Origin of the sequence: Kitasatospora sp. NPDC097691 (assembly GCF_040302665.1) — a bacterium.
In the GTDB taxonomy this organism is placed as follows: domain Bacteria; phylum Actinomycetota; class Actinomycetes; order Streptomycetales; family Streptomycetaceae; genus Kitasatospora.
Genome location: NZ_JBEORY010000001.1, coordinates 191,326 through 215,327 on the forward strand (window position 1 = coordinate 191,326; position 24,002 = coordinate 215,327).

General features: G+C 75.3%; 24 protein-coding genes. 15 read left to right on the forward strand and 9 right to left on the reverse strand.

Going from position 1 to position 24,002, the window contains the following annotated elements:
* Positions 1-82: 82 nt before the first annotated feature.
* From ABTY56_RS00780 to ABTY56_RS00800, 5 genes are all read right to left on the reverse strand, one after another.
* Positions 83-1,870, reverse strand: a complete 1,788-nt coding sequence (locus ABTY56_RS00780) for a condensation domain-containing protein (protein WP_350625013.1) — start codon at positions 1,868-1,870, stop codon at positions 83-85.
* 111 nt (positions 1,871-1,981) lie between these two features.
* Positions 1,982-2,671 (reverse strand): 4'-phosphopantetheinyl transferase family protein, encoded by a 690-nt coding sequence (locus tag ABTY56_RS00785; protein ID WP_350625015.1) that lies wholly within the window; start codon positions 2,669-2,671, stop codon positions 1,982-1,984.
* Positions 2,668-3,450 carry a hypothetical protein gene (locus ABTY56_RS00790; protein ID WP_350625017.1) on the reverse strand — a complete coding sequence of 261 codons (783 nt, stop codon included), beginning with the start codon at positions 3,448-3,450 and terminating at the stop codon, positions 2,668-2,670. Before ABTY56_RS00790 ends, ABTY56_RS00785 begins: the two co-directional genes overlap by 4 nt.
* Before the next feature lie 4 nt (positions 3,451-3,454).
* Positions 3,455-3,745, reverse strand: a complete 291-nt coding sequence (locus ABTY56_RS00795) for a phosphopantetheine-binding protein (RefSeq protein WP_350625019.1) — start codon at positions 3,743-3,745, stop codon at positions 3,455-3,457.
* A 128-nt stretch (positions 3,746-3,873) separates the two neighbouring features.
* Positions 3,874-4,806, reverse strand: coding sequence for a 3-oxoacyl-[acyl-carrier-protein] synthase III C-terminal domain-containing protein (locus tag ABTY56_RS00800; RefSeq protein ID WP_350625021.1), 933 nt, complete (start codon positions 4,804-4,806; stop codon positions 3,874-3,876).
* A gap of 168 nt (positions 4,807-4,974) precedes the next feature.
* Between ABTY56_RS00800 and ABTY56_RS00805 the strand changes: the two genes are divergently transcribed.
* The 4 genes from ABTY56_RS00805 to ABTY56_RS00820 all read left to right on the forward strand — a co-directional run bounded on the left by ABTY56_RS00805 (position 4,975) and on the right by ABTY56_RS00820 (position 8,394).
* Positions 4,975-5,274 carry a hypothetical protein gene (locus ABTY56_RS00805; RefSeq protein WP_350625023.1) on the forward strand — a complete coding sequence of 100 codons (300 nt, stop codon included), beginning with the start codon at positions 4,975-4,977 and terminating at the stop codon, positions 5,272-5,274.
* Entirely contained in the window at positions 5,271-6,416 is a 1,146-nt protein-coding gene (locus ABTY56_RS00810; protein ID WP_350625025.1) for a glycosyltransferase, read from the forward strand. Before ABTY56_RS00805 ends, ABTY56_RS00810 begins: the two co-directional genes overlap by 4 nt.
* Positions 6,417-6,591: 175 nt before the next feature.
* Entirely contained in the window at positions 6,592-7,566 is a 975-nt protein-coding gene (locus ABTY56_RS00815) for an ATP-binding cassette domain-containing protein (RefSeq protein WP_350625027.1), read from the forward strand.
* A gap of 63 nt (positions 7,567-7,629) precedes the next feature.
* Positions 7,630-8,394 carry an ABC transporter permease gene (locus tag ABTY56_RS00820; protein WP_350625029.1) on the forward strand — a complete coding sequence of 255 codons (765 nt, stop codon included), beginning with the start codon at positions 7,630-7,632 and terminating at the stop codon, positions 8,392-8,394.
* Between the two features lie 107 nt (positions 8,395-8,501).
* On the opposite strand, the gene ABTY56_RS00825 is transcribed toward ABTY56_RS00820, so the two are convergent.
* From ABTY56_RS00825 to ABTY56_RS00840, 4 genes are all read right to left on the reverse strand, one after another.
* Positions 8,502-9,788, reverse strand: a complete 1,287-nt coding sequence (locus ABTY56_RS00825; protein ID WP_350625031.1) for an aminotransferase-like domain-containing protein — start codon at positions 9,786-9,788, stop codon at positions 8,502-8,504.
* A complete protein-coding gene (gene lipP1 / locus ABTY56_RS00830) occupies positions 9,785-10,720 on the reverse strand; it encodes a LipP1 family hormone-sensitive lipase (RefSeq protein WP_350625033.1) in 936 nt (311 codons plus the stop codon). The genes ABTY56_RS00825 and lipP1 overlap by 4 nt, the downstream gene beginning before the upstream one ends.
* A 93-nt stretch (positions 10,721-10,813) precedes the next feature.
* Positions 10,814-11,605 carry a class I SAM-dependent methyltransferase gene (locus ABTY56_RS00835; RefSeq protein WP_350625035.1) on the reverse strand — a complete coding sequence of 264 codons (792 nt, stop codon included), beginning with the start codon at positions 11,603-11,605 and terminating at the stop codon, positions 10,814-10,816.
* Between the two features lie 44 nt (positions 11,606-11,649).
* Positions 11,650-12,759 carry an alpha-hydroxy acid oxidase gene (locus ABTY56_RS00840; protein WP_350625037.1) on the reverse strand — a complete coding sequence of 370 codons (1,110 nt, stop codon included), beginning with the start codon at positions 12,757-12,759 and terminating at the stop codon, positions 11,650-11,652.
* 184 nt (positions 12,760-12,943) lie between these two features.
* Here ABTY56_RS00840 and ABTY56_RS00845 point away from each other — a divergent pair, with 184 nt between their 5' ends.
* From ABTY56_RS00845 to ABTY56_RS00895, 11 genes are all read left to right on the forward strand, one after another.
* A complete protein-coding gene (locus ABTY56_RS00845; RefSeq protein ID WP_350625039.1) occupies positions 12,944-14,386 on the forward strand; it encodes a class I adenylate-forming enzyme family protein in 1,443 nt (480 codons plus the stop codon).
* 61 nt (positions 14,387-14,447) lie between these two features.
* The gene (locus tag ABTY56_RS00850; protein ID WP_350625041.1) at positions 14,448-14,723 is read left to right on the forward strand and encodes a phosphopantetheine-binding protein; all 276 of its coding nucleotides are present in this window, start codon (positions 14,448-14,450) and stop codon (positions 14,721-14,723) included.
* Complete coding sequence (locus tag ABTY56_RS00855) at positions 14,720-15,004, forward strand: acyl carrier protein (RefSeq protein WP_350625043.1); 285 nt, start codon at positions 14,720-14,722, stop codon at positions 15,002-15,004. Before ABTY56_RS00850 ends, ABTY56_RS00855 begins: the two co-directional genes overlap by 4 nt.
* Positions 15,005-15,111: 107 nt before the next feature.
* The gene (locus tag ABTY56_RS00860) at positions 15,112-16,251 is read left to right on the forward strand and encodes a beta-ketoacyl synthase N-terminal-like domain-containing protein (protein ID WP_350625044.1); all 1,140 of its coding nucleotides are present in this window, start codon (positions 15,112-15,114) and stop codon (positions 16,249-16,251) included.
* Between the two features lie 13 nt (positions 16,252-16,264).
* Positions 16,265-16,792, forward strand: coding sequence for a hypothetical protein (locus ABTY56_RS00865; protein WP_350625046.1), 528 nt, complete (start codon positions 16,265-16,267; stop codon positions 16,790-16,792).
* Positions 16,793-17,019: 227 nt separating this feature from the next.
* Entirely contained in the window at positions 17,020-18,636 is a 1,617-nt protein-coding gene (locus tag ABTY56_RS00870; RefSeq protein ID WP_350625048.1) for a class I adenylate-forming enzyme family protein, read from the forward strand.
* Complete coding sequence (locus ABTY56_RS00875; protein WP_350625050.1) at positions 18,633-19,886, forward strand: beta-ketoacyl-[acyl-carrier-protein] synthase family protein; 1,254 nt, start codon at positions 18,633-18,635, stop codon at positions 19,884-19,886. Before ABTY56_RS00870 ends, ABTY56_RS00875 begins: the two co-directional genes overlap by 4 nt.
* A 58-nt stretch (positions 19,887-19,944) precedes the next feature.
* Positions 19,945-20,991, forward strand: coding sequence for a 4-hydroxyphenylpyruvate dioxygenase (gene hppD, locus ABTY56_RS00880; protein ID WP_350625052.1), 1,047 nt, complete (start codon positions 19,945-19,947; stop codon positions 20,989-20,991).
* Between the two features lie 29 nt (positions 20,992-21,020).
* Entirely contained in the window at positions 21,021-21,935 is a 915-nt protein-coding gene (locus ABTY56_RS00885) for a phytanoyl-CoA dioxygenase family protein (RefSeq protein WP_350625054.1), read from the forward strand.
* Positions 21,932-23,023 (forward strand): thiamine pyrophosphate-dependent dehydrogenase E1 component subunit alpha, encoded by a 1,092-nt coding sequence (locus ABTY56_RS00890; RefSeq protein WP_350625056.1) that lies wholly within the window; start codon positions 21,932-21,934, stop codon positions 23,021-23,023. Before ABTY56_RS00885 ends, ABTY56_RS00890 begins: the two co-directional genes overlap by 4 nt.
* The gene (locus ABTY56_RS00895) at positions 23,020-23,988 is read left to right on the forward strand and encodes an alpha-ketoacid dehydrogenase subunit beta (RefSeq protein ID WP_350625058.1); all 969 of its coding nucleotides are present in this window, start codon (positions 23,020-23,022) and stop codon (positions 23,986-23,988) included. Before ABTY56_RS00890 ends, ABTY56_RS00895 begins: the two co-directional genes overlap by 4 nt.
* Positions 23,989-24,002: the final 14 nt, after the last annotated feature.

Here is a 24,002-nt window from a genome sequence, read left to right on the forward strand (position 1 = left end):
GGGGTGAGCGCACCGGACGCGGTGGCGTACCCGCAGCGGACTCGTTGGAGTGAGCGGCCCGCGCCCGCCCGGAATCATCCCTTCAGGTGAGTGCGGACAGCCGGGCGACGATCTCCGGGTCGCGCCCGTCTCCGGCCAACACCTCCTCGCCGTCCGCCGTCGCACGCCGGACCACGTAGTGGTGCGGCGCCATCGCGGTGTCCCGGCCCGGCAGGGCGGCGACGACGGCGCGGTGCGCGGTGGCGGGATCGAGCGCGGGATCGTCGGTGGCGATCTCGGCCACCAGCCTCCCCTCGGCCAGGGACAGTCGGTGGGGGCCGACGGCGGTGTCCACGAGGGCGCGGACGGCCGCGAGGTCGATCCAGGAACCGTCGACCAGCCGCCATTCGCCGCCGAGCCGTTCGGCCGGCGGGCCGAGCACGGCGGGCAGGTCGGCGAGCAGCACCGGCCCGTCGGCGGCGGCCGCGAGCACGGCGAGCAGCGCCCGGGCGAAGCCCTCGGTCTCCTCGGCGTCGAGCACCTGGGGGCAGGCGACGAGGACGAAGTCCAGGCTGCCGGTGATCCGCAGGATCGCCAGCATCAGCCGGACCGGCAGCGGTGGGCCGGGCAGCGGGGTCAGCTCGGGGTCGACGGACGGCGGCGGCTGGGCGTCGGCGACGGCCGGCGGGACGGTGAGGCTCAGGTCGTTCACGACCACCTGGCGGGCGAACCGGGAGCCGCGCTGATGAGCGACGTCCTCGACCAGCTGCCAGACCTGCTCGGCGTCCAGGACACTGTTCCAATAGGCTTTCAGCGATGCCGACTTGGCGCGGCCGATCAGCTGGTCGAGATCGGCCGCGTCGGCGTCCAGCAGGATCAGCGCGTCCTGCGCGAGGGTGCCGACGTGGTCGATCAGCTCGGCCTGGTGACGGTTGGCGGAGAGCGCCGACATCACCAGTTCTCCCCGGCGGCCGGCCCGGTGGGCGACCAGCGCGGCGAAGGCGGCGAGCAGGACGACGGACGGGCTGGCGCCGACCCGGCGGCAGACGGCGGCCAGGTGGTCGGCCGCCGAGGTCGAGCGCACCATCAGCGCGGTGTGGTCGCGCGGCGGGCCGGTGACGCGCGGGTCCGCGAAGACGGTCTGCGGGCCGCTGCCCAGCACCCGGGCCCAGTGCCGCAGTCCGGCCGCCGCCTTGCGGCGGCCCTGTCGGCTCTGCTCCGCGGCCGCGAGCCGCAGCGGCGTCGGGGCCACGACCGGCGGCAGCTCCGTTCCGGCGGCGAGGGCGTACCAGTCCTGGATCAGCACGGCGGTGGCGGCGCCGTCGGCGCCCGCGTGGCAGACCACGGCCACCAGTCGGAGCAGCCGCTCACCCCGGGCGACCAGGGTGAACCGGACCCGGGGCGCCACCGCCAGGTCCAGCGGGACGGCGACGCCGGCGCGTCCCAGCTCGCCCGCCAGGGAGTCCAGCCGGCCGTCGTCGTGGTCGTCCGCCTCGACCACCGTCACGGTGAAACGCCCGCTCGGGTGCACCACTTGGCGGACCGGGAAGCCGTCCGGGCCGGGGCCCGCCGGGAAGGAGGTGCGCAGCGACTCGTGTCGCTCGACCAGCAGCCTCAGCGCCACCAGGCCGGCCGGGACCGAGGTGCCGGGCGGCACCGGCCACACGGAGTCCTTGTTGATCCGCTCCGGGGCGTCGCTCCGGATACAGCGGATCATGTTGTCCTGGCCGCGGGTGAGCGGGCCGGATCCGCTGCTCGCGGCGGCGAAGCGGACGGCGAACTGCCCAGCGGCCGGTCGCGGGTCGGGCTCGGCCGGGTCGGGCTCGGCCGGGTCGGGCGGAGGCGTCTTGCGCGGAGCCGCCTCGCGGAGAATCAGGTCGTGCAGAGTCACGTCGTACGTGCCTTTCGGCTCGCCGGGAGGGGCTCAGCGGGGGTGTGATCGGGACGCTACCAGCGACCCGCAGACTGGTCCAGACCAAAGCTCGCCGGATCCAGTCATCCGTCAACTCGACTGCCAGACGAGAGGGTTGACATGTAACGGCGACTCGCCCAGCAGCGCCACGGCAGCCCGGAACGGCCCCGGGACGGGCACGTCGCAGACCGTGGCCGGACCGACGCCGAGCCCACCGGGGTCGGCCACCAGCACCGGGGACGGACCCACCACGGACACGCCGAAGGACTGCGCCAGCCGCCCGCCGTACGCCTTCACGCAGGCCTCGCGGCGACACCACAGCCCGGTGAAGCGGGCCGCCCGTTCGGACGGCTCGCCGGGTTCGGCGACGAAGCGCTGCTCCTCGAAGGGGAACCAGCGCGCGGCCATCCGCTCGGCCGTCCGGACCTCGTGGAGCCGCTCGACGTCGACGCCGACCGCCCGCTGCTCGGCCAGGGCCAGCACCGCGAGCTCGCCCGAGGCCGACCAACTGACCCGCAGGCCACCGGCGTCCGCGGCCTCGGGTTTGCCGTTCGGGCCGCGCTGCCAGCGGACCCCGGCCGGGGGCCGGCCGAGCCGGGCGCCGACCACCCGCCGGACGGCGCCGCGCACCACGGTGAAGCGGTCACGCAGCACCGGGTCCATGCCGTCGGCCCGCGCGCGCTCCTCCGGGTCGAGCAGCTGCCACAGGTCCGCGACGACCTCCGCGGGCGGGCCGGTGTCGATGAGCCAGCACTCGACCTCGCCCGGGGCCCCGCTCATGACAGCGCCACCGTGCTGAGCACCCCGAGTCGCCGGTCGTACCCGGCGAGCAGGACCGGCCGCTCCTCCCGCCGCCACCGCGGCAGGTGTCCGGCCAGCTGAGCCCAGAGACCGGTGAAGGGCTGGGCGGGCGGCTCCCCGGCGTCGAAGCCGCCGTCGCGCACGACCACCGCCCGCGCCCCCAGCTCCGCGGCCCGTGCCCGCACCGCGTCCTCCGGCGGACCGGCACCGGTGGCCTGACGAACGGCCAGCTCGGCGCCGGGGGCCTCCTCGCAGACCAGCACGACCGCCGCGTGCCGCTCCGGCAACGGGACCGGCTCCGACGGCCGGTAGTGCAGCGCGGTCTGCTCGGCGAGCACCACCACGGCCCGACGGCAGGCGCCGGTGCGGTGGTGGTCGGCGGCCAGCCGCAGCGCGGTGAACGCCGCGGCGGTGCCCTGGTCGCAGATGGCGAAGGCGAGCGGCTCGCCCGGGACGGACCGGCCGAGCGCGAGCGAGGACGGCGCGCCGGGGCGGACGTCCGGGGTGTCGAAGGCGAGGATCAGCAGGTCCACCGGCTCGTCCTCGGCGAGTGCCTCGCGCAGCAGTCCGGCGGCCAGCTCCTCGTACGAGTGGCCGACGCCCTCGCGCAGCAGGTCCTCGCGCAGCGGCAGGCCGTAGGGGCGGACCAGATCGGAGACGAACACCCGCAGGTCCGGGTCGAGCGAGGTCTCCGAGCGGCCGTCGAAGCGGCGGGCGAGCGCCCGGGTGATCCGCAGGCCGCAGGGGCCGGGGGGCACCCGGTCAGTCCTCGGGGATGACGTGCCCGGCGACGTAGTCGGCGAGCCTGGTGACCGAACGCAGGTCGTCCTCGGTGATCTGCTCGACGTCCACCTGGATGTCCAGCGACTCCTCGAGTTCCAGGATGAGCTCGATGGTGCCGGCGGAGGTGAGGCCGAGGTCGTCGAAGAGGCAGGCGTCCTGCGGGATCTCGGGCAGTTCGCGCTTGAGGACGCGCGGCAGGAGTTCGCCGATGCCGTGCAGGACGCGCTCGCGCAGCTCGGGGTCAGTGGTCTGGACCACGGGTTCTGACATGGGGGTACCGTCCCGTCGTACGTGGGAAGTGCGCCCGGAGGGCTCTGGGGTGTGGCCGACGATCCCGGGCGGCCGACCGGCAACCGGCAGGTCACCCGGCAGGTCGTCGGCAGATCATCGGCAGGTCGTCAGCACTGCATCGCCATCGCGGAGAAGGTGGCTCCGACACCGGCGGCGGCGATCAGGTAGCGGTCGCCGCGGCGGAGCAGCCCCCGCGTGATGGCGGTGTGAAGATTGATGAGGCCGTCTGCAGCGAAACTGTGCCCGACCGACCGCACGTTGTCCAGCACGACTTTCTCGACCGGGTAGCCGATGCGCCGCGCGATCATCCGCCAGGACGCCTGGTTGACGTTGTGCGGGAGGATCGCGGCCAGGTCACCGAGACCGAGGCCGGCCCGGTCGAGGGCGGCCTCGATCGCCTCGACCATGACGTCCGGGTACTCGCGCTGGTAGCGGGCGAGCAGGTCCGGGTCCTCGGCCAACCGGCCGTCGTACTCCGGGCGCTGGCGCACCGCGAAGGAGAGCACCCGGTGCCGCTCGCCCCCGGCGCTCACCAGGCAGGCGGCCGCGCCCTCGGCGAAGATGCCGGTCTCCGGCACCACCTGGGCGTCCCTGGTGAAGGTCTTCTCCCCCGCCAGGACCAGCGCGAGCGCCGCCGGGTCGGGGTCGGACGTCAGCACGCGGCCGGCCAGGTCGATGGCCAGCAGGCCCACCGCGCAGGCGTGGTGGGTCACCGTGAAGGCGTTGGCGTGCCCGAGGCCGCGCGCGGCGAGCAGCTCGTGCAGGGGGTTGAGCGGGTGGGGCACCGCCACCGGCATGCTGCGGGCGTGGATCACGAAGCGGATGTCGCGTTCGCGTCCGCGCAGCTCCGGCAGGCCGGCCAGGGCGGCTTCGAGCAGGTCGGGCAGCGTCCCGGCCGGATCCAGACGCAGCTGGTCCAGGCCGTGGAAGCGGCGGAAGAGACGGAGTTGACGTGGGGTCAGGCCGATGCGCTCGCCCACCGCCTCGATGGGGACGGCGTGTGGGGGGAGGTGAACGGCCACTGCCTCCAGTGCGGTCACGCGGGCTAGTATTCCGACGCCCGCCGGGTCGCACAAGTGATCTCGAATCCGAGACCGGGCCCGGGGCCCGTCCTCGAACCTCCTTGCGACCGCGCTCCGGAAGCCGTCAACTGCGCTCCGGTGCGGTCGCGTTCACCCCCGCGCCGTCGAGCAGGTGGGAGATCCCTGATGTCGCATCCCGAACGCCCGCCATCCGCCCAGCCCTTGGATCCGGAGCTGGTCGCCCTCGTGGTCGAGGTGGCCGGCGCGCCGCCCGGCTGGGCGCGCCACGTCACCCCGGACGCCCGGCTGGACGGCGACCTGCTGCTGGACGAGGCCGAACTCGCCGCGCTGGCCGAGCGCCTGCGCGAACGCTTCGGCCCGGCCGCCGACCTGGCCGCGCTGCGTGCCGGGCTGGACCTGGCCGGCCTGGAGGCACTGACCGTCGCCGACCTGCAGCGACTGCTCCCCGAGGACGGCGCCCGGTGACCCGGTTCCTGCTGGTGATGCCCCCGTTGACCGGACACGTCAACCCGGCCGCGGGCATCGCCGCCGAACTGACCGCGCGCGGCCACGCGGTCGCCTGGACCGGTACGGAGTCCGTGCTGCGCCCGCTGCTCGGCGACGGGGCCCGCGTCCTCGGCACCGGCACCCGGGCGTTCCGGGCGCAGGGCGGGCACGGGCTGGCCGCGCTGCGCTCGCTCTGGGAGGGCTTCATCGTCCCGTACGCGCGGTTCACCGCGAAGCCGCTGGACGCGGTCGTGCGGGAGTACCGGCCGGACGTGCTGCTGGTGGACCAGCACACCCCGGCGGGCGCGCTGGTCGCGCACCGGCACGGCCTGCCGTGGGCGAGCTTCGCGCCCGGGGCGATGGAACTGGGCCGGCCCTACCGCGCGTTGCCGCAGGTCGAGGCGTGGATGACCGGCCTGTTGCGCGGGCTGTGGGAGCGCGCCCGGCTGCCGGCGGAGGAGTACGTCGACCCGCGCTTCTCGCCCGCGCTGGTGCTGGCCACCACCGGCCCGGCGCTGACCGGCCGCGCCGCGCCGGCGCATCACGCGCAGGTCGGGCCGGTGATCGCGGCGCGGCCGCACGATCCCGGGTTCCCGTGGGAGCGGCTGCTGCCGGGCCGGCGGCGGGTGCTGGTCACCATGGGGACGCTGGCCGGGGAGCTGGGCGCGGACTTCCTCGCCCGGGCCGCACGGGCGCTGGAGCTGTGCGGCGAGGACGTGCAGCCGGTGTTCGCGGCGCCGCCCGAGCTGCTGCCCGAACTCCCGGCGCGGGCCGTCGCGGTGGACCGGGCGCCGGTGCCGGCGCTGATGGCGCGCGGTGTGCTGGACGCGGTGCTGTGCCACGGCGGGATGAACACCGTGGGCGAGGCCCTGGCGCACGGTCTGCCGCTGGTCACCGCGCCGATCCGGCACGACCAGCCGTTCGTCGCCGCGCAGGTGGCGGCGGCCGGGGCCGGGCTCCGGGTGCCGTTCGCCCGGGTCGCCCCGGAGCGGCTGGCGGACGCACTGGGGGCCGTGTTGGGGACAACGGGCCATCGGGACGCGGCGGTTCGGGTCGGGACGGACCTGCTGGCCGGCGGCGGTGCGCCGGCCGCCGCGGACCGGCTGGAGGCACTCGGCTGACCGGGCCGGCCCGGAAGTCCCCTTAGCAGAACCGGAGATCACACGTCCATTGGTCTAGGCCATTGTTTCCGGGCCGGAGTTCGCCCTAGGGTGTCGCAGCAGCACCGCCCTCCGCAGGTGCCGAGCACCGCCTTCCCAGGTGCCGTGGCGGCCCATCCCCGTACGGGAGTTCCGGTTGATCGAGACCACGGGACTGCGCAAGTCCTACCGCAAGAAGACCTCCCGCCGCAGCGGCGACAGCCCGACCGTCGACGCCGTGCGCGGCATCGACCTGTCCGTCGCCGCCGGCGAGATCTACGGTTTCCTCGGCCCCAACGGCGCCGGGAAGACCACCACCCTGCGCATGCTGGCCACCCTCATCCGCCCCGACGGCGGCCGGGCCGTCATCGCCGGGGCCGACCTGTTCACCGACCCGGCCGCGGTCCGCCGCCGGATCGGCTACGTCGCCCAGGGCGGCGGCACCACCGACAACGTCAGCGCCCGCGAGGAGTTGGTGCTGCAGGGCCGGATGTACGGCGCGGCCAAGGCACAGGCCGTCCGGGCCGCCGAGGACGCACTCAAGGCCTTCGACCTCGGCGAGTTCGGCGACCGGCCGTGCGCCACCTACTCCGGCGGCCAGCGCCGCCGGGTGGACATCGCACTCGGGGTGATCCACCGGCCGCGGGTGCTGTTCCTGGACGAGCCGACGGTCGGACTGGACCCGGCCAGCCGGGCGCACGTCTGGGAGGAGATCCGCCGGCTGCGCACCGAGGGCATGACCGTCGTGGTCACCACGCACTACCTGGACGAGGCCGACGCGCTCTGCGACCGGGTCGCCATCGTCGACCACGGCCACGTCGTCGCCGAGGGCACCCCCGAGGCGCTCAAACGGGAGATCTCCGGCGACGTCGTCCTGGTCGGCCTGGACGCCGGGGAGGGCGCCGCCGAACGGGCGGCCGAGGTCCTGCGCCCGCAGCCGTACCTGCACCGGCTGGAGCCCGACGGGGACCAGGGGCTGCGGCTGTACCTGGAGGACGGCGCCGCCGCCGTCCCGCAGCTGCTGCGCGCCCTGGACGCGGCGGGCGTGACGCCCGGCACCGTCCAGCTCCAACGGCCCAGCCTGGACGACGTGTTCCTGGCCCGCACCGGACGCTCCCTGCGCCAGTCCTGACCCGCGCCGACACCCGTTGACCCGCGCCCGCCACCCTGCCCCGTACGACCCCCTGGGGAGACCGTGAAGCTCGCCCGCGACACCTGGCTGGTCTTCCAGCGCCAGCTGCTGCTCATGATCCGCACCCCGGTCTGGATCGCCGTCGGCATCATCCAGCCCCTGTTCTACCTCCTGCTGTTCGCCCCGCTCCTGAAGAAGGTACTCGCCCCCGAGGGCGCGAACAGCTACGCCGACGCCTACCAGGTGTACGTGCCGGGCCTGTTGGCGGTGCTGTGCATCTTCGGCGGGCTGTTCACCGGCTTCAGCCTGCTCGGCGAGCTCAAGGCCGGGATCATCGAACGCTCCCGGGTGACCCCGGTGAGCCGGTTGGCGCTGCTGCTCGGACGGGCGCTGCGGGAGATGGTGGCGCTGCTGGTGCAGGCCGTCCTGATCACGCTGATCGCGCTGCCGTTCGGGCTGCGGGTGAGCCCGCTGAACCTGCTGCTCGCCTACCTGCTGCTGGGGCTGCTGGCGCTGATGACCTCGGCGATCTCCTTCGGCATCGCCCTGATGGTGCCGGCCGACGCGGCGATGGCGCCGGTGGTGAACACCATCGCGCAGCCGATCGCGCTGCTGTCCGGGGTGCTGCTGCCGCTCACCCTGGCGCCGGAGTGGCTGCAGCAGCTCGCCCGGTGGAACCCCTTCTACTGGGCGGTGGAGGGCATGCGCGCGCTGTTCTCCGGGCACGCCGGGGACAGCGCGGTCTGGCAGGGGCTGCTGGTGGTCGTGGTGATGACCGCACTGGCGGTGTACTGGTCGGCCCGGCTGTTCTCCACCCGGGTGCGCTGAGCCGGGCGCTGAGCCTGGCGCCCAGACGGTCGCCCGGACCGGCACGGAGACGGCACAGGGCGGGGCCCGGCTCGCGGCGAGCCGGGCCCCGTCGGCGTGCGCGACGCTCAGGAGGTGATGAAGGCCGCCAACTTCGCGACACCGTCGATGATCTGAGCCTGCGTCAGTGAACTGATGGAGAGCCGCAGGCGGTGCTCGCCACCGCCCGCCGGGTAGAACGGCGCCATCGGTGTCCACAGCACCCCGTGGTCGCGGGCGCAGCGCTCCATCGCCGCGTCGTCGGCGGTGAAGGGCACCGTCAGCACGGCGAAGAAGCCGCCGTCCGGCCGGTTCCAGGAGACGCCCAGGCGGCGCCGCTCGGAGGCCGGGAAGTGCCGGTCCAGCTCCCGCAGCAGGGTGTCCAGGCCGGCCGCGTAGTGCGCCGTGGCGCGGGCGTTGGCCGCGCGCAGGCGGCAGTCGTGGGCCAGCAGCATGCCGCCGATGACGGCCTGGCTGAGCGCGGGCGTGTTGACCGTCGTCATGCTCTTCAGTTTGGCCAGCTCGTCGGCGAGCAGACTGCTGCGCCCGCCCGGGCCGGCCACCTCCTGGTCGGCGACGACGTAGCCGAGCCGGGCGCCGGGGAAGCAGGTCTTGGCGAAGGATCCCAGGTGGACGACCTGGCCGCGGCGGTCCAGCGCCTTGAGGGTGGGCCGCAGGCCCGGGGTGCGCGCGAAGAAGCCGTACGGGTTGTCCTCGATGACCAGGACGCCCTCCTCGGCGGCCGCCTCCAGCAGCCGGGTGCGGGCGTCGACCGGCATGCTGGTGCCGGAGGGGTTGGCGAAGTCCGGGACGACGTAGAGGGCGCGCGGGCGGCGCCCCTCGGCGCGGACGGCCCGGGCGGCGGCGAGCACGGCCTGCGGGTCGGGTCCGCCGTCCGGGCCCTCGGGGACCGGCCGGGTGGTCAGGTCGAGCAGCCGGGCGGCGCCGGTGACGCCGACGTAGCAGGGCGAGCTGACCAGCAGGACGTCGTCCGGGCCCGCGCAGAGCGCGCGCAGGGTGAGCAGCATGCCCTCCTGGGCGCCGACGGTGAGCACCAGGGACTCGGGGTCGACGGTCAGGCCCTCGTCGTTGGCGAGGGTGCGGGCCACGAGGTCGGCGATGATGCCCTTGGTGGGGCCGTACTGGAACAGCGCGGTGCGTACGGCGTCCCGGTCGAGCCCGCGCCCGACGAGGTGGGCGAGGAAGCGGTCCAGGTGGGCCGGGACGTCCTCGGGCTCGAAGAAGCCCTCGTAGGGGCGGCCTGGGGCGAAGGAGACGGCCCCGGGGTAGCGGGTGGTGACCTCGTTGAGGAAGGTCATCGCGTCCAGCAGCGGGTCCGCGAGGGAGGCGTGCAGGTCTTCCAGCGGGAGCCTCACCGCAGGGCCTCCCGCAGCCGCTCGGCGGCGTACGCCTGGGCTTCGGCGGCGGCGTCCAGGGTGCCCGTCATGGCGAAGAAGCCGTGCGGCACGCCCCGGAACCGGCGCAGTTCCACCGGGACCCCGGCCGCGCGCAGCGCCTCGGCGTACTGCTCGCCCTCGTCGCGCAGCGGGTCGTACTCGGCGGTGAGGACGGTCGCGGGCGGCAGGCCGGCCAGGGTGGCGGCGCGCAGCGGGGAGGCGTAGGGGGACGTGCCGTCGACCGGGTCGGCCAGGTAGTGGCCCCAGTACCAGGCGACGGAGCGGCGGTTGAAGAACAGCGGGTCGTCGTGTTCGCGCAGCGAGGGGGTGTCGGCGCGGTGGTCGGTGTTGGGGTAGACGAGCAGTTGGTGGCGCAGGGCGGGGCCGCCGTCGGCGCGCAGCACGAGGGTCAGGGCGGCGGTGAGGTTGCCGCCGGCGCTGTCGCCGCCGACCGCCAGGCGCTCCGGGTCGATGCCGAACTCCTCGGCGCGTTCGACCAGGCGCAGGAGCGCGGCCCGGCAGTCGTGCAGGGCCGCGGGGAAGGGGTGTTCGGGGGCGAGCCGGTAGCCGACGGAGGCGGTGACGCAGCCGACGGCGTTGGTGAGCCGGCGGCAGACGGCGTCGCTGGTGTCGGGCGAGCCGAGGGTCCAGCCGCCGCCGAACAGGTAGAGCAGGGCGGGCAGTGCGCGGCCGGGCGGTTCGGGGCGGTAGAGCCGCAGGGCGAGTTCGCCGTCGGGGCCCTTGATCCGGTGTTCCTCGACCGCGGCGACCGGCTCGGGGGTGCCGGCCGCGGCGCGGATGTCGGCGAGGTCGGCGGCGCGGGCCTCGGCGAGGGTGAGGGTGTAGAGCGGCGGTGCGCCGCTGCTCGCGCGCCGGGCGCGCAGGGCCTCGGCCTGGGGGTGCAGGGGCATGGGTGGTCCCGTTCTGGAGCGGCGGGGGGGTCGGTGGGAGGCGGGCGGTTCAGCGGGGTGGTCGGGCGGCCGGCCGGGGTGGTCGGCGGGCGGTCAGCGGTCGGCCTCGACGTAGATGGTCTCGTCGGTGCGGAAGGCCGTGTCGAGGTCGGCGACGTCCGGCCGGGCGCCCTGCCGGTAGGCGCAGGGGCGGATCTGCCCGGGTGCGAAGCCGGCCAGGGTGAGGACGTGCCGCAGCTCGTCCAGGTCGTAGATCCACTGGTGGCCGAAGTGGCGGAAGATCTGGTTGACCAGGAAGGCCGGGCGGGCGGGCATCGGCGGGCCGAAGCCGAGGGTGGTCAGGCGGCGGCGGTGCTTGGCGAGGAAGCCGTCGCCGGTGGCGTAGCCGACCAGGTAGCGGGCGAGGTCGGGGGTGGTCAGGCGCAGGACGCCGCCGGGGCGCAGCACCCGACGGGCCTCGCGCAGCCAGCCGACCGCGACGGGCATGGTGACGTGCTCGATGAGGTGCTCGGCGTACACCCAGTCGACGCTGGCGTCGGCGAAGGGCAGCGGTTCGGCGATGTCGAGCCGGGTGAACCAGCGGTCGCCGTCGACTCGGTACAGGGTGCCGGGCTCGGCGGTGGCCTCCGGTCCGTTGCCGGGTCCGGTGCGCAGGGCGCCGAGGTCGGTGCCGAGGCCGTGCGGGTGGGCGGTCCGGAATGCGGCGAACTCGATTCCGGTGACGCCGAGTTCACGGAAGTCCGGGTGGTCGTGCGGCAGTCCGCCGGGGTGCGCTTCGAGCGTTTCGCAGGTGGCGACCTGCGCGCTGAAGGCGTCCAGGCGGGCGGCCAGGCCGTCGGGGTCGTCCCAGTCCCAGCCGGGGAATCGGTCGGTCTGCTCGGTCATCCGGGTCTCTCTCTCGAAGGTACGTGGTGCGGGTGTCGCGCGGTTCAGCCGACGGCGCCGGGCCAGGGGGCGCAGGGCCAGGGGGCGAGGGCCGTGCGGTCCAGGTCGGCGAGCCGGGGTCGGCCCAACAGGGCCATGGTGTGCTCCAGTTCCTCGCGCAGCAGGTCGAGCACCCGGTGCACGCCGGCCTCGCCGTCGGTGGCGAGGCCCCAGAACGCCGGACGGCCGACCAGCACGGCGCGGGCACCGAGGGCGAGGGCGACGGCGATGTCCGCGCCGGTGCGCACACCGCCGTCGAGCAGGACGGGCAGGTCGGCGGGGACGGCTTCGACGACCTCGGGCAGGGCGGCCAGGGCTGGTACGGCTCCGTCGAGTTGGCGTCCGCCGTGATTGGAGACCAGGACGGCGTCGGCGCCGTGCTCGACGGCGAGCCGGGCGTCCTCGGCGGTGAGGATGCCCTTGAGGACCAGCGGCAGCCGGGTGCGCCCGCGCAGCCAGGCGAGGTCGCCCCAGCTCAGGGTGGGGTCGAACTGCTCGCGGGCGTGCTCGGCGATGCCCGAACTTCCGTTCGCGGCCCGGTGACTGGCGGCCATCAGGGCCGGGTCCAGGTTGACCGCGCGGACGGCGGTCGGGATGGCGAAGCCGTTGCGCAGGTCGCGCAGCCGGCGGCCGATCCGGGGGGCGTCCACGGTCAGCACCAGTGCGCGGTAGCCGGCCGCCTCGGCGCGTTCCACCAGGGCGGCGAGGACGGCGCGTTCGCGCAGCCAGTACAGCTGCAGCCAGAGCGGGCCGGTGGCGGCCTCGGCGATCTCCTCCAGGGTGCGGCTGGCGAACATCCCGGCGACCAGCAGGGCGCCGGCGCGGCCGGCGGCGCGCGCGGTGGCGGCCTCGCCCTCCGGGTCGACCAGGCGGTGGTAGGCCATCGGGGCGATCCCCAGCGGGAGGGCGAGCGGTGTGCCGAGCAGGGTCAGCGCCGGATCGCAGGCGGAGACGTCGACCAGGGTGCGCGGACGCAGCGCATAGCGCCCGAACATCTCCCGGTTTGCCGCCAGGGTGCGTTCCGCGCCGCTGCCGCCTTCGATGAAATCCCAGATTTCCGGGGGAAGTTGTTCGCGCGCCGTGCGCTCGATCCCGGCCAGAGTGAGTACTCCCACGGGCGTTCCTCGTTCCCGGACGGCCACGCGCGGGCCAGTCCCGGTTCGGCAGCGTAGGAGCAACAGCCACATTGGTATAGACCTTGATTTGACCAAACGTCTGTGCCATGGTCTGGCAACGGAATTGACCGCTTTGGTTGTGAACGGCGTTCATGTCAAATCCCCTCACTTGTGTGGAGCCGCGTTGACCGGCTTTTCCTCTTCACTTCCGCCTTCCGCGACACCGCCGCACTGCGACGCACCGGACGACTGGGTCGACCGCCTGCTGCTGGCCGGCCCCGGCGGCGAGGAGTGCCTGCACCTCGGCGCCCCGCTCGACCGGGACGCCCTGCGCGCCCTGGTCGACGAGCAGTCCGTGCGGCTGGCGGCGGCCGGGCTGGGCCCCGGCGGGACGGCGGCGCTGCGGCTGCCCCCCTCGGTGGCGTTCGTCGCCGTACTGCTGGCATGCTGGCGGCTGGGCGCCCAAGTCGCCCTGCTCGACCACCGGTTGACCGATCACGAGATCGACGCGGCGGTGGCGCGGCTGGCCCCGCAGGTGCTGGTAGGCTCCGCCCACCGGCCCGCGGCGGCACTGCGCGGCTTCTCCGAGGTAGAGCCGGTGGCCGTCCCGCTGCCGGACGGACGACTGGCCCGCACCGGGCACGCGTTGATCCAGCTCAGCTCCGGATCGACCGGTCCGGCCAAGGTCATCGCCCGTACCGCCACCGACCTGCTGCGTGAACTCGACTGCTACCGAAGGCTGGTGGGGTTCCCCGGCGAGGGCGAGCGGGTCGTCCTGCTCTCCTCGGTCGTGCACGTGCTCGGTCTGGTCGGCGGGCTGCTCAACGGCCTGTACGCCCGTGCCGCGCTCACCGTGCCGGAGCGGATGACGGCGGCGGGCATCCTCGCCGCGGTCGCCGGCTCCGACCGGCCGACCACCGTCGTCGGGGTGCCGTTCCACGCCGAACTGCTGGCGGGGGCGGTCGCTCCCCCGGCGCTGCCGCGGCTGCGACGGATGATCGTCGCGGGTGAACTGGTCCGCCCGGGCCTGCCCGCGCTGTTCACCGATCGCTACGGCGTCCCGCTCGGCACCATGTACGGGATGACCGAGACCGGGGTCATCGCCACCGACCTCGACGGCACGCTCCACCCGGCCAAGCGCCCCGTCCACGGGATGCGACTGCGCCTGGTGAACGGCGAGTTGCAGCTCGGCGCGGCGTCCTCCCCCTACCCCGGACCGGACGACCCGACGCGCTGGTCGGACGGCTGGCTGCACACCCGGGACGCGGCCGAGCTGGACGAGGCCGACGGCCTGGTCACCGTGCTCGGCCGACTCGACTCCCAGGTGTCGATCGGCGGCCTGAAGGTCGACCTCACCGAGGTCGAGCAGACCCTCACCGCACTGCCCGAGGTCCGCGAGGCCGTGGTCGTCTTCGACGACGGCGCGATCGAGGCCTACCTGGCCACCGAACCCGACGCCGACCTCGCCCTGCTCCGGGCCGGACTGGAGCGCCGCCTCGCCGCCTACAAGCGGCCGCGTCGCCTCGCCCTGCTCCCCGCCCTCCCCCGCACCGCCACCGGAAAGCTGCTGCGCGACCCGGCCGCCCTGCGCGACACCGCCACGGCCGGCGCGGCCGGCTCACGCTGAACCACGCACGGCCGCGCACCCCCGCACGTACGCACCAGAACCCCGACAAGGAGCACCACCCATGCAGGACCGCATCCGCGCGTTCGTCCTCGCCGCCCTGACCGAGATGCAGTACGACGTCTCCGAGGTCACCGGGGACACCGACCTCGGCCCGGCCGGGCTGGACCTCGAATCCCTCGCGCTGGCCGACCTCTCGGTGCAGGTCGAGGACGAGTACGGGATCAAGTTCGACCTGGACGAGATGGAGACCACGGCGATGATGACGCTGGACGAGTTCACCGCCGACGTCGCCCGGCGGATCGACGCCCTCGCCGCCACCTCCGGCAGCGCCGCGTGACCGGCACCCCGCGTCCGGACGACCTACCGGACCGGGCCGAGGTGCTCACGATGCTGGCGGCGTTCGGGCAGCGCGCCGCCGACACCGTGCCCGAGGAACTGGGATCGCTCGAACTCACCTGGCTCGTCGCCGAGTTCGAGCAGCGCTACGGCCTGCAGCTGGACCTGGACGACGAGCGCTTCGGTGCGGTGCGGACGGTCGACGACGCGACCGCCCTGCTGCGCGACGCCGTCCTGGCCGAGCGCGCCGGTCCGGCCGAGCCCGCGGGCGCCCAGCCGTGAGCGGCGTCGCCACCGGCGCCGGGCCGCCCGGGCCGCCCGAGCCGCCCGTGCCGCCCGTGCCGCCCGAGCCACTGGGACCGTCCGGACCGCCGGGCGGGGCAGGGCCGGTGGTCACCGGTGTCGGTGTGCTCAGCGCCGCCGGGCGCGGGCTCGCCAAGCTCACCGACGCCGCCGCGCACGGCAAGGCGGCGTTCGGCCCGGTCACCCGCTTCGACGTGAGCGCCCGCCGGACCGGGCGGGCCGCGCTGCTGCCCGGCGCCCTGCCGGCCGGCGCACCGTTGTCCGGCTCCCCGTTGTTGTCCGGCTCCGAGCCGGCGGCTGCCTCGGCCGCGGCGTTGCTCGACGCGATCGCCCAGGCCTGCCGGCAGGCCGGTCTGACCGCCGAGGGCAGCGAGCTGCCCGTCCTGCTCGCCCTGCACAGCGACGAGCGGACCCGCGCCACCGTCGACGCGGTGGCCGCCGGGCTCCGCGCCGACCGGACGGCCGCAGGCGTCACCCGGGTGTACACCGGCGCCTGCGTGGCCGCCGCGACCGCCGTCGCCGATGCCGCCGTCACGGTGGCCACCGGACGGCACGAAAGGGTCCTGGTCGCGGCCGTCCACCTGGTCGAACCGGGCGTGTTCGCCGTCTTCGACGCCGGGCGCGCGCTGGCCCGCGACGGCGAGCTGCGCCCGTTCAGCGCCGGACGGACCGGCACCCTGCTCGGCGACGCGGCCGCCGCCGTCGTGGTCGAGGCCGCGGCGGCCGCCGAACGGCGCGGTGCGTCCGCGCTCGCCCGGCTGGCCGGCTGGGGCCGAGCCGGGGACGCCCACCACGTCTGCCGCCCCGAACCGGACGGCACCGGAGTGGCCCGCGCGATCGAGGCCGCGCTCGCCCGCGCGGGCGTCGCGCCGGCCGAGATCGGCTACGTCAACGCCAACGGCACCGGATCCCCGCTGTCCGACCAGGCCGAGGCCCGCGCCCTGCGGCGGGTGTTCGGCCCGCACACCGAGCACCTGCCGGTCAGCTCCAGCAAGTCCGTGCACGGCCACGCCCTGGAGGCCTCCGCCCTACTCGAACTCGCTGTCCTCGTCGGCGCGTTGGGCACCGGCCTGCTCCCGGTCAACGCCGGCTGGCTCGGCCCCGACCCGGACGTCGGCCTGGACCTCGTCCTGGACGGCCCGCGCACCGCCCGCCCCGCCTACGCGCTCAGCCTCAACTCCGCCTTCGGCGGCGCCAACACCGCGCTGCTGCTGGCCCCCGGATGACACCGACACCACCATGACCACCGCTGCCGACGACACCCACGGCCTGCGGGTCCTCGCCGAGGCCCGCCGCCCCGCCCCCGGCCTGGCCGGGCCACCGCCACCACTGCCCGGCTTCGCCGCCTCCGGATTCAACCCGCTGGTCGCCGACACCGCCGACCGCTGCCTGCGCCGGCACCACGGCGCGCCACCCGCCCCCGGACGGACGGCCCTGCTGCTGGCCAGTGCGAGCGGCGACCTCGCCACCGCGCGGGCCATCGAGCAGAGCGCCGAACCCGGGCGCCGGACCGGCCCACTGCTGTTCTTCCAGTCCAACCCCAACGCCGTCCTCGGGCACATCGCCGCCCGCTGGGGCCTGACCGGCCCCGTCGTGGCGATCTGCCCGGCCGCCGCCGAACCCGGCCGGGTCCCGGCGGAGGCGTACGAGCTCGCCGCACTGCTGCTCGCCGACGGCGACGCCGACCGGGTGCTGGTCGTCGCCGCCGAGCAGACGCCCGACGGCGACCACGCCGCGGCCGTACTGCTCGCGGGCCCGACGGCCTGACGGCCTGAACAGCCTGAACGCCCTGAACTCCATGAGTCCGCTGACCGTCCCGAGCGCCCCTGAGCGGACGGACCCGACGCCGGACGCCCCTGCCCGGCCGCCGCCGCCCGGCCGACCGACCGACCCATGCCGCCCGACCCCCGCCGCCCGCGTGCGGCCGACCGCCCCTGCCACATCCGATCAGCCGCCCGGGCCGTCCACCGGCCCCGAGGGAGGGATCCACCCCCGTGACCATCCGCAGTCTCCGCACCCTGCTCGCGGACGACCCCGACGTCGGCGCCGGCAACGTCCTGACCGCCCGGATCGCGCTCGGGCTGGACGTCGACGAGCCGCTGCTCACCTTCGACACCCCGGTGGACGACCACCCGGCCTGGCAGCCGCTCACCCTGCGCGAGCTCGACCGGGCGGTCCGGGCCCGGGCCGCCGCCCTGCACGCGCTCGGCATCACCCGGCGCGACCCGGTCGTGGTCTACGCGAGCGACGCCGCCGACCACGTGCTGGCCTTCCTCGCCCTCGCCCGGCTCGGCGCAATCCCCGCCCTGCTCAACCCGAACCTGGACGGCGAGCGCGCCGCCCGCTACATCGCCCGCCTCGGCGCGGCCGGGGTCCTCGCCGACCCGGCCCACCTCGCCGCGCTGGCCGGTCACGAGCCCGGCGCGCCCCTGCTGCCCGAGATCGGCACCCTCGGCGCGGGCGACCCGGACGACGCCCCGGAGCCGTACCGGCACTGGTCCGGCGACCCGGTCGCGATCACCCACTCCTCCGGCACCACCGGCATGCCCAAGGCCGTCGTCCACTCGCACGCGAGCCTGTACGCGGCGATCCGCCACCGGCTGAGGCTGCCCCGCCCGCAGGGCCAGGACCGGATGCTCAGCGCGCTGCCCGCGCCGCACGCCGCGACCCTGATCGCGCTCAACCTCGCGCTCAGCTCGCACACCCGACTCGCTTTCCTGTCCCGGCAGTCCGGTGACGGCGTCCTGGCGGCGATCGAGCGGTGGCGGCCCACCGGGGTGGTCGGCTTCGCCGCCACCTGGGCCGACCTGGCCCGCCACGACCTCACCGCCCGTGACCTCACCTCCGTCGCGCTCTGGTGGAACACCGGCGACTGCGCCCACGAGGTGCACATCCGCCGCCTGATCGCCACCGGTAGCCGGGAGACCGTCACCCGCGCGGGCCGCGCCCGCGTCCCCGGCTCGCAGTTCGTGGACGGCCTCGGCTCCACCGAGATGGGCCACTCGCACTTCTTCATCACCCACGGCCCCGGCACCGCACGCTACGGCCGCTGCGTCGGCCGCCCGCACGCCTTCGTCGACTGCACGGTGCTCGGCCCGGACGGCGAGCCGCTCGGCCCCGGCGAGGTCGGCGAACTCGCCACCGCCTCACCGACGTTGGCGCTCGGCTACTGGAACGACTCGGCCACCACCTTCCGCACCCGGATCCGCGGCCGCTTCCTCACCGGGGACCTGATGTACCGGGACGAGGAGGGCTACTACTACCACGTCGACCGGGCCGTCGACTCGGTCGAACTCGGCGACGGCGGACGGCTGTTCACCGCCATGTCGGAGGAACGGGTGCTGGCCGCCCACCCGGACGTGCTGGACTGCACGGTGGTGGCGTTCCGGGACGGCGACCGGGTGGTCACCGACGTCCTGCTCCTCCTGACCGAGGGCGCCGACCCGACGGTCGACCGCACCGGGGCCGTCCTCGCCGCCCTGGACGGGCCCACCGCCGCGACCGTCCGCCGGGTGTCGGTGGTCTCCGGGGACGACATCCCGCTCGGCCCGACCGGCAAGGTCCGCAAGGTCCTGCTGCGGCAGCGCCACCTCGCGGCGGTGGGCGCGTGACCGGGCGCGGGGGCGCCGTCGTCACCGGCATCGGCCTGGTCACCCCGCTCGGCCGCAAGCCCGCCGAGGTGTTCGAGGCGCTGACCGCCGGCCGCTCCGGTATCCGCGCCGTCCCCGAGGGCCACACCGCGCACGGCTGGCTGCCCGCCGCCGGGATCGCCCCCGCCGTGGACGGCCGGGAGGTGCTGCCGCCCACCGAAACCCGCTGCGTGGACCGCTTCGTGCTGCTCGGCCTGGCCGCCGCGGACGACGCGCTCGCCGACGCGGGCCTGGTGGTCGGCCGGGACGCCGACCCGCACCGCACCGCCGTGGTGCTGGCGACGGGCGGCGGCGGGCTGGAGACCTTCGAGCAGCAGTCGCACCGCCGGCTGGAGCGCGGCCGCCCCGGCGTCAGCCCGTACCTGCTGCCCGGCATGCTCTCCAACATGGCCGCCGCCCGGGTCGCCATCAAGCACGGCATCCGGGGGTACAGCTCCGCCGTGGTGACGGCCTGCGCGGCCGGCGCCCAGGCGATCGCCGAGGGCCTGCGGCTGATCCGGGCCGGCGACGCCGACGTGGTGGTGTGCGGCGGCACCGAGTCCTCGCTGCACCCGACGATCGCCGCCGCCTTCACCAACGCCCGCGCGCTGGCCCAGGGTTGGGACGAACCGGAGCAGGCGAGCCGGCCCTTCGACGCCCGGCGCAACGGCTTCGTGCTCGGCGAGGGCAGCACCGTGCTCGTCCTGGAGAGCGCGGCGCACGCCGAAGCGCGCGGCGCCGCCGGCTACGCGGAGGTCATCGGCTGGGGCGCCTCCACCGACGCCCACCACCCGACCATGCCCCGGCCCGACGGCACCGGCGCCGCCGACGCGATGCGCGCCGCGCTCGCCAACGCGGGCCTGGCCCCGGGCGACATCGACTACGTGAACGCCCACGGCACCGGCACCAAGCTCGGCGACGTGGCCGAGACCGCGGCCCTGCACGCCGTCTTCGGCGCGCACCCGCCCGCGGTCAGCTCCACCAAGGGTGCCACCGGCCACCTCCTCGGCGCCGCGGGCGCGTTGGAGGCGGCGGTGACCGCCCTGGCGGTGGCGAGGGGGACGCTGCCGCCCACGCTCAACCTCACCGACCCCGACCCGGCCTGCGACCTGGACCACGTCCGGGGCGCCGCCCGGCCCGCCCCGGTGCGCGCCGCGCTGAGCAACGCCTTCGCCTTCGGCGGCCACAACCTCAGCCTCGTCCTCGGCCCAGCGCCGCGGGCCGCCCGGTAGCCGCCTGCCGGACCGTACGCCGACCCACGACCTGCCATCCCTCCGGGGGGAGATCCCGTTGTCCGTCCAGACCATCACCCACGCCGAGTTCCACTGCGCCGACGCCGACAAGGCCGCGGCCGGACTCTGCGCCGACTACGGCTTCACCGCCGACGCCCCGGCCACCGCGCCGGACGGCACCCGCACCGTCGAGCTGCGCCAGGGCACCATCCGGCTGCAGCTGGCCTCCGCCGCCGAACCCGAGCACCCGGTGGCCGACTTCGTCGCCCGGCACGGGGACGGCGTCGCCGTCCTCGCCCTGGGCTGCGCCGACCCGCAGGCCGCGCTGGAGCGCGCCGAACGGCACGGCGCCCGCGTCCTGGACCGCGCCGGCGCCCTGATCGCCGGCTTCGGCGACACCGCGCTGCGCTTCGTCCCGCTGCCCGCCGACGGGCCCGGCGACCGACCCACCGACGGGCCCAGCGACGAACGCACCGACGCGCGCACCGACGAACCCACCCCGGAGCCGCGCCTGCTGGACGCGCTCGACCACGTCGCGATCTGCCTCCCGGCCGGCGAACTCGCCCCCTCCGTACGGTTCTGCGAGGCCGCGCTCGGCTTCCACACGATCTTCGAGGAGTACATCGAGGTCGGCGAGCAGGCCATGGACTCCAAGGTGGTGCAGAGCGCCTCCGGCGCCGTCACCTTCACCCTGATCGAGCCCGACCCCGGCCGCCGCCCCGGCCAGATCGACGACTTCCTCGCCGCGCACGGCGGCGCCGGCGTGCAGCACCTCGCCTTCAGCACCCACGACATCACCACCGCCGTCCGGACCATCCGCGCGCGCGGCGTGGAGTTCCTGACCACCCCGGGCGCCTACTTCGACGTCCTGGCCGAGCGCTTCGGCGAGACGGCCATCCCGGTGGAGACCCTGCGCGACCTGCACGTCCTGGTCGACCAGGACCACGGCGGCCAGCTGTTCCAGATCTTCGCCCGCTCGACCCACCCCCGGCGCACCTACTTCCTCGAACTGATCGAGCGTCAGGGCGCCGGCACCTTCGGCACCGCGAACATCAAGGCCCTGTACGAGGCCATCAAACGGCACAGCTCCGCCGCCTCCGCCTGACCACCCCGCACCTCCGAAGGAGGCCGACCATGACCACGACCGCCGAGTTCCGGCTCACCGAGGCCGAGCGCGCCCTGCTGCCCACCCCCGACGAAGTGGCCCACTACCGCGAGCACGGCTGGTACCTGTCCCGCCGGCTGTTCAGCGACGAGGAACTGGACACCCTGCAGGCCGCCACCGAGCTGTACTACGCGGGCCACCGCGACCGCGAACTGCCCGTCCGACCGCCCCGGTTGGCGTCCTGGCAGCCCTCGGACGGACCCGTCCAGCGGCACAACGACTACGTGCACTACGAGAGCGACGCGATCGGCGCGGCCCTGCGCAAGCCGCTGGTCGGCGCGGTGGCCGCACTGCTCGCCGGCACGGAGGAGATCAGGATCTTCCAGGCCACCCTGATCTACAAGCCGCCGGTCCCCGAGGAGCCCAGCAACCGGGTGCCGTGGCACTTCGACAAGCACTACTGGCAGACCTGTACCTCCCCGGAGATGCTCACCGCCTTCATCCCGTTCCACGACTGCCGCGAGGAGAACGGCACCATCACCATGGTCGACGGCAGCCACCGCTGGCGCGAGCTGCCCTCCGGCGAGGACTCCACCCGGCACTTCGCCGACCGCGACCGCTCCGAACTGGACGGCATCCTGGCCGCCAACGCCGCCCACAACGGGCAGCAGGTGACCAAGGTCGCGATGCCGATCCCGCGCGGCCACATGTCCTTCCACCACTGCCGCACCTACCACGGCAGCGGCCCCAACCTGGCCTCCCACCCGCGCCGCGCCGTCTCACTGCACCTGCAGGACGGCGCCAACGAGTACCGGCGGCACGACCGGGCGGACGGCAACCCCGTGGTGTACAACCACGACGTCCTGGTGCGCCGCACCGCCGACGGCCGGCCGGACTACGCCGACCCGCAGTTCTGCCCGGCGGTCTGGCGGGGACGGCCGTGACCGCTCCCCCGGAGGCGGTGCGCGCGCCGGGCGTCCCGGCCCCGCTCGGCACGCCTGCCGAGCGCTACCGGATGCTGCGGCTGATCCGCGGCTTCGAGGAGCTGGCGCTCGGCCTGGTGAAGTCCGGCGCGATCCCCGGCGGCATCCACCCGTACATCGGGCAGGAGGCCGTCGCGGTCGGCGTCTGCTCGGCGCTGCGCCCGGCCGACCGGCTCACCAGCACGCACCGCGGCCACGGCCACGTCCTCGCCCGGGGCGCCGCGCCGCACCGACTGCTCGCGGAACTCCTCGGCCGCGTGGGCGGGTTGAACGGCGGCCGGGGCGGCTCCATGCACGCCGCCGACGTCTCGCTGGGCATCCTCGGCGCCAACGGCATCGTCGGCGCCGGCGCCCCGATCGCGGTCGGCGCCGCCTGGGCGGCCCGGCAGGCGCAGGCGGACCGGCAGGAACAGCCAGGTCAGCAGGCGCAGGCCCACCGGCAGACGCAGCCCGGTCAGGGGCCGCCCGGGCGCACCCCGGTGGCGGTGGCCTTCTTCGGCGACGGCGCGCTCAACCAGGGTGTGCTGCTGGAGTCGCTCAACCTCGCCGCGATGTGGCGCCTCCCGGTGCTGTTCGTCTGCGAGAACAACGGCTACGCGACCACCCTGCCCGCCGCCACCGCCGTCGCGGGCAGCGCCACCGGACGGGCGGCCGCCTTCGGCATCCCCGCCGAGGAGGTGGACGGCATGGACACCGAGGCCGTCCGCGCCGCCGCCCTGAGCGCCGTCGAGCGGGCGCGCGACGGCGGCGGCCCCGGCTTCCTGGAGTGCCGCACCTACCGCTACGAGGGCCACCACACCATGGAACGCCGGATGAAGTTGCGCTACCGCTCCCCCGAGGAGGTCGAGGCCTGGCGCGGGCGCGACCCGCTCCCCCGGGCCGCCGCCCTGGTCGACCCCGCGGCGCTCGCCGAGCTGGACCGGTCGGTGGCCGAACAGCTGACCGCCGCCGAGGAGTTCGCGCTCGCCTCCGAACACCCGGACCCGGCGGGCGCGTTGGAGCACCTGTACGCCGACGGGCTGCGGCCCCGGGCGGGAGTGACACCGTGACCAGGCTCTCGTACACCAAGGCGCTCAACCGGGCGCTGGCCGACGAACTCGCCGCCGACCCTGCGGTCTGCGTCTTCGGCGAGGACATCGGCGCCGGCCTCGCCGGACCGACGCTCGGCCTGCTGGACCGCTTCGGCCCGGGCCGGATCGTCGACACCCCGCTGTCCGAGCAGGCCTTCACCGCGATGGCGGTCGGCGCCGCGCTGGCCGACCGGCGCCCGGTGCTGGAGTTCCAGATCCCCTCGCTGCTGTTCCTGGTCTTCGAGCAACTGGTCAACCAGGCACACAAGTTCTCGCTGATGACCGGCGGTCAGGCAGCCGTGCCGCTGACCTGCCTGGTCCCCGGGTCGGGCTCCCGGGACGGCTGGGCCGGGCAGCACTCCGACCACCCGTACAGCCTGTTCGCGCACGCCGGGCTGAAGACCGTGGTGCCCGCCACCCCGACGGACGCCTACGGGCTGCTGCGCTCGGCGATCCGGGACCCGGACCCGGTCGTGGTGTTCGCGCCCGCCGCCGCCCTGCCGGTGCGCGAGACCGTCACCCGGGAGCTCGCCCCGGTGCCGCTCGGCCGGGCCCGGGTCCACCGCCCGGGCTCCGACGTCACCGTGGTCGCCGTCGGACACCTGGTGCACGACGCGCTCGCCGTGGCCGAGGAGGTCGCCGAGGACATCTCCGTCGAAGTCCTCGACCCGCGCACGGTGTACCCCCTGGATTGGGCCGCGCTCGCCGCCTCGTTGGAACGTACCGGCCGGCTGGTCGTGATCGACGATTCCAACCGCAGCTGCGGTTTCGGCGCGGAGGTCCTGGCCACCGCCGCCGAAGACATGCGCCTGATCGCCCCGCCGCGCCGGATCACCCGGCCCGACGGCGCCGTCCTGCCCTTCGCCCCCGTCCTCGACCGGGCCGTGCAGCCGAGCCGCGAGCAGCTGCGGCACGCGCTGTACGCCGTCATGAAGCACCCCTGACCGACACCCGTCCG